Annotated in this window: 8 protein-coding genes; 1 reads left to right on the forward strand and 7 read right to left on the reverse strand. The window is 56.8% G+C overall.

Going from position 1 to position 7,255, the window contains the following annotated elements; translation table 11 throughout:
• Positions 1 to 189: 189 nt before the first annotated feature.
• The 7 genes from ACTH3D_RS11860 to ACTH3D_RS11890 all read right to left on the reverse strand — a co-directional run bounded on the left by ACTH3D_RS11860 (position 190) and on the right by ACTH3D_RS11890 (position 6,634).
• Positions 190 to 714, reverse strand: a complete 525-nt coding sequence (locus ACTH3D_RS11860; protein ID WP_441667332.1) for a CreA family protein — start codon at positions 712 to 714, stop codon at positions 190 to 192.
• Positions 715 to 792: 78 nt separating this feature from the next.
• Entirely contained in the window at positions 793 to 2,070 is a 1,278-nt protein-coding gene (locus ACTH3D_RS11865; protein ID WP_441667334.1) for a TRAP transporter large permease, read from the reverse strand.
• Positions 2,067 to 2,627: a TRAP transporter small permease subunit gene (locus ACTH3D_RS11870; RefSeq protein WP_441667335.1), complete on the reverse strand. Its 561-nt coding sequence runs from the start codon at positions 2,625 to 2,627 to the stop codon at positions 2,067 to 2,069. The genes ACTH3D_RS11865 and ACTH3D_RS11870 overlap by 4 nt, the downstream gene beginning before the upstream one ends.
• Positions 2,624 to 3,631: a TRAP transporter substrate-binding protein gene (locus ACTH3D_RS11875; RefSeq protein WP_441667336.1), complete on the reverse strand. Its 1,008-nt coding sequence runs from the start codon at positions 3,629 to 3,631 to the stop codon at positions 2,624 to 2,626. The genes ACTH3D_RS11870 and ACTH3D_RS11875 overlap by 4 nt, the downstream gene beginning before the upstream one ends.
• Before the next feature lie 44 nt (positions 3,632 to 3,675).
• Entirely contained in the window at positions 3,676 to 4,623 is a 948-nt protein-coding gene (locus ACTH3D_RS11880; protein ID WP_441667337.1) for a hydroxymethylglutaryl-CoA lyase, read from the reverse strand.
• Positions 4,624 to 4,720: 97 nt separating this feature from the next.
• Positions 4,721 to 5,920, reverse strand: a complete 1,200-nt coding sequence (locus ACTH3D_RS11885) for a CaiB/BaiF CoA transferase family protein (protein WP_441667338.1) — start codon at positions 5,918 to 5,920, stop codon at positions 4,721 to 4,723.
• A gap of 39 nt (positions 5,921 to 5,959) precedes the next feature.
• Positions 5,960 to 6,634 (reverse strand): GntR family transcriptional regulator, encoded by a 675-nt coding sequence (locus ACTH3D_RS11890; protein ID WP_441667339.1) that lies wholly within the window; start codon positions 6,632 to 6,634, stop codon positions 5,960 to 5,962.
• 207 nt (positions 6,635 to 6,841) lie between these two features.
• Here ACTH3D_RS11890 and ACTH3D_RS11895 point away from each other — a divergent pair.
• Positions 6,842 to 7,255, forward strand: a 414-nt coding sequence (locus ACTH3D_RS11895; protein WP_441667340.1) for an FIST N-terminal domain-containing protein, incomplete at its 3' end; no start/stop codon positions are given.

Genomic DNA, 7,255 nt, shown 5'->3' on the forward strand with positions numbered 1-7,255 from the left:
CCTACTCGACGGCTACGGGTCTGAGCGCACGATAAATTTTGAATAGCCACTTAGGGCCGAACACCGAGCATGTGGTGCATCACTCCAAGATGTCAGTAATGATTGTGCGTTAAAAACTGACGGCTCAGTCGATCATCTGAGCCGTCATGTACTGCCAAGCGCCAGTGTCTGTAAAGGCGCTGGCGCTTTTCATTCCGCGCTGTTCTCAGGGCTGTTTTCAACGGTCTCCGGCAGGGGGCTATAGGCGTCGGTTCCCCACAAGGGAATGCTGCTCAGTGAGTGTTTGAAGCTGCCAGAGGTCTTCTTGGTGCTGTAGACGAGATACAGCAGTGTTTGCTTGTTTTGATCATAGATACGGCGCACATTCAAGTTCTTGAACAGCACACTTTTCGATTTCCGATGCAGCACCTCGCCGCTCGGCGAGGTGTCGATGTCGGTAATCATGTCCGCGGTAATCGGCCCGGTCTGTCGGCAGGCCAGGCTAGAATCGGACGGGTCGGACAGATCCAGCTTGGCCTCAATGCTGCTCAGGTGGCAGGTGACGCCGGGAATATCGGGATCTTCCAGGATTTCTATCTTGATACCCTTGGTAGTGAGCAGCCCCAGTGACACATCGCCGACTTCATTTTCATTGTCGCCGCAGCTGCTGAGCAGCAGCCCTGCGCCCAGTACAAACAGGGTTTTCCAGCAGCTAGCCGCCACATTTTTTGCCATGGTTCCACCCGTTTTTGTCATGTCACGTCTATTGTTGCGTGGTTGCTGCATCTGTTGTTCACCGGGAGCGCGTCGCCATTAGTTCAGCTTGAACGGGATGTAGAGAACGATGTCCGGTAATAGCACGAGGAGGGTGACTGAGAGAAGCATGATCAGGATAAACGGTGTCACACCTCGAATCACCGTTCCTAGGTTGGTTTTCGCCACTGCCTGGATTACGAAGAGGTTTAGGCCAACCGGCGGTGAAATCAAGGCGATCTCGATCAGGACAACGAAGAAGATGCCGAACCAGATCGGGTCGATGCCCAGTGCTATGACCGAAGGGATCAGTATGGGCACCATGATCAGCAGCATCGACAGGCTTTCCAGGAAGAGACCGATGAACAGCAGGATCAGAGCGACTACCAGCAGGAACATCGCCACAGAGTCTAGGTGTGTATCGACCAGCTGGGAGATCATCAATGGCACTTGATAAAGGGTCACTGCCCGGCCAAAGATCTTGGCGCCGATAATCACTAGAAACAGCACGACGGTCGTCGACAGCGTCTGGCGTACTGCTTCGAGAAGGCCTGCCCAGGTCAGGGTGCGCAGGAGGAAAGTCGTCAGCAGGAAGGCCAGTACGGCACCTACTGCCGATGCCTCTGTGGGGGTAAAAGCACCGGAATAGATGCCACCGATCATGACAACCGCCAGGAGCGAAGGGGGGAGTGCTCGCAAGCTGGCGCGACGGCGCTCTTCCCGGGTTGCCTTCGGCGTTGGTTGATGCGCTGAGGTGAACTTGGCGTACAGCGCAGCATAGATGCAGAACAGCAGCAGCAGCAGCAGTCCTGGCCCGATGCCTGCCAGAAATAGCTTGCCGATGCTCTCCTCGACGATCACACCGTAGACGATCAAGGGAATGGATGGCGGTATCAGGATCCCTAGCGTACCACCGGCGGCCAGCAAGCCCAGAGTGAATGACTTGGTGTAGCCGCGCTTGGTCATCTCGGGAATAGCAACGGTGCCTATCGTGGCTGCCGTGGCCACAGAGCTTCCCGAGATTGCTGAGAACATGCCGCAGGAGAGCAGTGCTGCGATTCCCAGTCCGCCCGGCCAGTGACCGACCCAGCTCTGTACGGCGGCGAACAGATCACGCCCTACGCCGCCTTTAAGCAGAATGTTCGACATCAGCAGGAACAGCGGTACTGAGAGCAGTATGAAGTTATCAAGGCTGCCATGCAGGCTCTGAGCCACCATCACCAGTGGCAGCCCCTCTACCAACAGCATCAGAGTGCCCAGCCCGGCCAATGCGAAGGCCACCGGTAATCCACTGAACAGTAAAAGCAGTAGGGCGCCGAAAATCACCAGCAGTGTCATGAAGCGTCGTTCCTGTCGGAGTGCTCGCCGCCCGGAGAAAACGTCGGCGCAGGGCGATACGGAAGGCGAATGAGTTCAGCGAGGCTCTGCAAAGCCAGCAGGGCAAAGCCTGCTACCACCGGCAGTTCAGCGATCCAGCTGGGTAGTTCGAGGATGGTTGGCTGGCGTCGTCCGAGGCGGATGGATTCGCTGACGATGTCCCAGCCATATATCACTGCCATCACACTGAAGAGAAGGATCACCGTGAGAGCGAAGCCTTCAGCGGCTTGACGCATGCGCGGTCCTAGCAGGGAGATGACCGCGGTGATGCGAATCAGCTCCCGCTGGCGTAGCACATAAGCCATGCCCAGATAGGTAAACCATATCTGCAGGGTGATGGCAATATCCTGAGTCCAGATGGTTGGCGCGTTGAACGCGTAGCGCGCCACCACCTCACCGAATAGCATCACGGCAACGATGACGATCATCAGATCACCAAGCCGGGCCAGCCAGTCGGCGAGGTGATCTGTCCAGCCCAGCAAGCCCAGGCGCGAGGCATCTGTTTCAGGCGTGTTCATTGCGCCTGGCGAACCTTGTCGATGAGTGTCTGGCCAGTTTCGCCAGCGGCATCGATATATGCTTGTACGGCAGGCTCAGCAGCCTTTTGCCAAGCCTTGATCTGCTCTTCTGACAGTTCCACCACTTGCATGTCGGTCTCATCAGCAAGATATTGTTGGGCTTCAAGATTTTTGGATTTACTTTCTTCACGCATCTTTATTTCAGCGGCCAGTGCAGCTTCACTCATCCAGGCCTTTTCCTGGTCAGAAAGCTCGTCCCACAGGGTATCGTTAATGACGGTCAGGAACTCTACCTGCGCATGGTTGGTGATGGTGATGTAGTCCATGACTTCGTGCAGCTTGCGCGACTCGGTTGCTGTGGTACCACTCATGCCGACATCGACGGTGCCACGCTGATAGGCCATGAACTGCTCTGAGCCGCTGATTTTTACCGGGTTGCCGTCCAGTGCCTTGATGAGGTCGCCAGAAGGCTTGCCCAGCACACGCACTTTCTTGCCACGCATGTCTTCAGGGTTGACCAGAGGCTGATCATTAGACAGCAGCTGGATCGGGCCATAATCTTGCCACCACATCACGCGTGTGCCGGTACTGCGGATGGCTTCATCCAGCTCCTGGCGCACCGAGCTGTCAGGCCCTGCGACCTCGGCCAGCAACTCATAGCTAGGGAACAAGAAGGCCACGCTGAACAGGCCAGTGGCTGGCAAGGTACCGCTGTACTCATCAATCAGCACCATTCCCATATCGATGGCTCCAGAGCTGACCGCCTGGGGAACTTCGCTGCCTTTATAGAGCTGGGCAGAGGGGTAGATCTGTACCTGGATCTCACCGTCTGAGATTTCTTCGACTTTATCCTTGAAGAAGTTGAGGTTCTGGCCAAGGGGATGATTTTCAGGCAGCTGCGACGATAGACGCAGGGTGCGCTCAGCCAGGGCCGGGGAGGCCGCCATGCTCAGGGTAATGGCGAGGGTGGTTGCGGCGCTTAGTGGTGTCAGTAATTTTTTCATGAGAGTCACCTTGGGTCTGTTTGGGTTGTTGTTGGTTGAAGCGATCAAGCAGATTGCAGTTTGTTTCGAGGAACATTTCGCACGTGGCTGGTGGTCTGGCCACCGGGTAGGGCGGCGATCCTGTCAGCAGCGTCCAACAGGCGGGGCAAGTCGATGCCGGTGTGTATCTTTCCACCGTGCAGTGCATACACCAGGTCCTCGGTAGCCGTATTCCCGGTGGCGCCGGGAGCAAACGGGCAACCGCCCAAGCCTGCCGCAGAAGCGTCGAGTGCAGTGGCACCATGATGCAGTGCGAACAGTGCGTTAGCTACCCCCATGCCATAGGTGTCGTGGCCGTGAAAAGCCCAGTTAAGCCGTGTGTCCTGGTAGCGCTCACCCAGTCGGCTGAAGTGCTCGGCGACCTGGTAAGGGGTGGCGCGCCCTGTGGTATCACAAAGCGCGACCTCAAGAGAGACACCTTGGGTAATTTCCAGGGCCGGTGCCAGCACAGCGTCGACCTGGCGCCAGTCTATGCGGCCTTCGTAAGGACAGTCGAAGCTCGTACCCAAACTCAGACGCAGCCGCATGTCATAACAATCACTCTGTGTCTTGAGCTTCTCGACGATACTTTTCAGGCCTGCCAGGGAATCAGCTACGCTCTGGCGCACATTGCCCCGGTTGTGGGTCTCGGATACCGAGACCACGACCATCAGCTCGCGAATGCCGCTGGCCAGTGCCAGTTCTGCCCCGATGAGGTTGGGTACCAGCGCTGCCAGGCGCAGGTCCGAGCGATGGATAAAGGTAGACACGATATCGCGGATGTCAGCCATTTGTGGCACGGCACTCGGGCTGACGAAGGAGCCGATCTCCAGGCGTGTCACACCAGCATCGATAAGCGCCTGAATACAGCGGATCTTGTCGGCAGTAGGCAGGGGGGCGCGGATTGACTGGAAACCGTCTCGAGGAGCGACCTCGACGATCTCAACTGTTTTTGGGGGCATGAGCGAACTCATTCAGGCATCTCCTGATATCAGGGAGGCGAACTCATGACGCATGTTAAAAGCCTGTCTTGTGGTGCGAGGCGTGTTATCGGACATTCTAGGGCTCCGCTCAGATCACGTCGGCTTGACGTAGTTCGGCTATGGCAGAGTCACTCAGCCCTAACCAGTCGCTGAGGATTGTCTCAGTATGCTCGCTGAGGGCGGGGCCGACGTGTTGTACCCGGCCGGGGGTCTGCGAAAGTCTAGGAAAAACGTTCTGCATCGGCAGGGGCTTTCCATGACGGTCGGGCATCTCGATGATTGCCTTCCGGGCTTTGAAGTGCGGGTCCTCAAGCATCTCCGGCGCTCGATAGACCAAGCCTGCTGGAACGCCAGCTTGCGCCAGGCGGTCGACGATGGACTGGGCATCATGCTGCAGTGTCCAGGCGGCAATGGCGTCATCGATGGCCTGCTGGTTATCGCCGCGTGCTCGGTGGGTGGCGTAGTCGGGGTGATCAGCAAGTGCGGGCTGGCCCATGGCCTCGCACAGTCGTCTGAAGACCGTATCCTGGTTGGCGCCGATGACCACATCATGGCCGTCGCGGCCGGGGTAGGCATTCGATGGTGCGATGCGGGGCAGAAAGCTGCCACTGCGCTCGCGCACTTTTCCGGTACGGGCATATTCAGGAATGAGGCATTCCATCATGGCCAGTACTGACTCGAAGATGGCGCTGTCCACGACTTGGCCGCGGCCGCTGCGCTGGCGTTGATGGAGTGCCATCATGGCACCTAGTGCACCGTGAAGACCGGCCAGCGTGTCGCCAAGGGAAACCCCCACGCGCACTGGTGGACGATCCGGATAGCCGCTCAGGTAGCGCAGTCCACCCATGGCTTCGCACACAGAAGCAAATCCAGCACGGCTGGCATAGGGGCCGTCCTGACCAAAGCCGGTCACACGCACCATAATGAGCCCGGGGTTATTGGCGGAAAGCGTTTCGTAGTCAAGCCCCCATTTTTCCATGGTCCCGGGCCGAAAGTTTTCGATGAGAATGTCCGCCTGACTGGCGAGCTCACGAAGGATCTCTTGACCTTTAGGCTGGCGCAGGTCCAGCGTCAGCGATTTTTTGTTGCGTCCGATGACATTCCACCATAACGGATCCCCGTTGGAATCCAGCTCACCCCACTGGCGCATGGCATCGCCCTTTCCCGGGGGCTCGATCTTGATGACATCGGCACCGAAATCGGCTAGCACTTGTCCACAGTAGGGCCCGGCTATCAACTGGCCAAGCTCGAGCACTTTCAGGTCGTCAAGCGGTATGTCGGAAAGCATCGTTGTCGTCTTCCTATCAAGTGGTGATGACCTGATGGTTCAGTCGGCTTTGGGTGTCAGAGCGTGCGTATGCAGGTCGCGACCGGCCAGCAGGTGAGCGCGCATCACGCTTTCTGCCCATGAGGCGTTGCCGGCTTCGATAGCATCAAGCATCTCGCGGTGATGTCGCATGCTGCGCTGTAAGTCCGTTTGGCGGTAATGCTGGAAGTTGCGATGCACCGTCGAGGGTCGCACGATGTTGTCGAGCACCATCACCAGGCGCTGGCTTTTCGATGCGGTGATCAGCTCACGATGAAACTCATGGTTTAGCAGGGCGATCTCAGCTCTTGTGCTGTCGTCTGGCTGTTCAGCTAGCTTCTCCATGCGTGTCGCCAGTTGCTGAAGCGACTGAAGAAGCGATGCCTCTATCAGACTGGCCGCTTTATATATGGCTAGCGGCTCCAGGTGTAGACGAATCTCGAAAATCTCCCGGGCATCCTGCTCCGACCAGCTGCTGACACGGGCCCCTTGGTGAGGAATGGCTTCCAGCCACCCCTCGGAAATCAGTTCGCGCAATGCTTCACGCACAGGAGTGCGGCTGACTTCCAGCTCCTTGGCTATGCTGAGCTCACGTACATACTCATCAGCCTGATATGTCCCTTCAAGAATGCGCTGCTTGATCGCATCATAGGCGCAGGCTGTCGCAGTCTTAGCAGGGGGGCGCTCGGGTGTCACGTCTAGCCTTCAGGTCGCATACAATCTTTAGCCTAATTCAGCCTTTTTGCGAAATCTCCCCCTTCTTTCGTCTAAGGCTGTATGCAAGATTGTGATTCGCTTGAAAGCTAAAAGTTAGCTTGGTATGACAGCAGGCCCCACCTAATGAGTGGTTTGCCTTGAAATAGCGCTTGGCGTGTAAATGCCAGTGAACACCGACGATAAAGTATGAAGTGGCCAGACGGGGTTTTGTCGACGATGACTGTATCTAATGATGTCGGAATAGCGTCACCTGATATTCAGTGGCCACATACGGCGAGTAGTGCCTGCAAAAATCCTGACGAGGCGGCAGCAGAGCTTGCCTTAGCATTGAAGCATCCGGACTTGAGTTTTGTGTTGTTCTTTTGCAGTGCTGACTATCCTCTAGAGGCGCTAGGTGTCGCGCTGAATTTGGCATTTAGCAACGTGCGGTTAGCTGGCTGTACTACGGCGGGAGAGATAACGCCTTTGGGGTATGGCAGAGGTTGTATTGTTGCGATTGGCTTTAATTTTCAAGATTTTGCCGTATCTTGTGCTCGTATTGAGGATATGGAACGTTTTACGTTGCCGAGTGCTCAGCAGCTTGTAGACGGACTGTTGGCA

This window comes from Halomonas sp., assembly GCF_052095765.1.
Taxonomy (GTDB): domain Bacteria; phylum Pseudomonadota; class Gammaproteobacteria; order Pseudomonadales; family Halomonadaceae; genus Halomonas.

Excerpts from the sequence above, each read along its gene's own strand:
- ACTH3D_RS11860 (WP_441667332.1), bottom strand. The coding sequence starts at position 714 with ATGGCAAAAAATGTGGCGGCTAGCTGCTGGAAAACCCTGTTTGTACTG.
- ACTH3D_RS11865 (WP_441667334.1), bottom strand. The coding sequence starts at position 2,070 with ATGACACTGCTGGTGATTTTCGGCGCCCTACTGCTTTTACTGTTCAGT.
- ACTH3D_RS11870 (WP_441667335.1), bottom strand. The coding sequence starts at position 2,627 with ATGAACACGCCTGAAACAGATGCCTCGCGCCTGGGCTTGCTGGGCTGG.
- ACTH3D_RS11875 (WP_441667336.1), bottom strand. The coding sequence starts at position 3,631 with ATGAAAAAATTACTGACACCACTAAGCGCCGCAACCACCCTCGCCATT.
- ACTH3D_RS11880 (WP_441667337.1), bottom strand. The coding sequence starts at position 4,623 with ATGAGTTCGCTCATGCCCCCAAAAACAGTTGAGATCGTCGAGGTCGCT.
- ACTH3D_RS11885 (WP_441667338.1), bottom strand. The coding sequence starts at position 5,920 with ATGCTTTCCGACATACCGCTTGACGACCTGAAAGTGCTCGAGCTTGGC.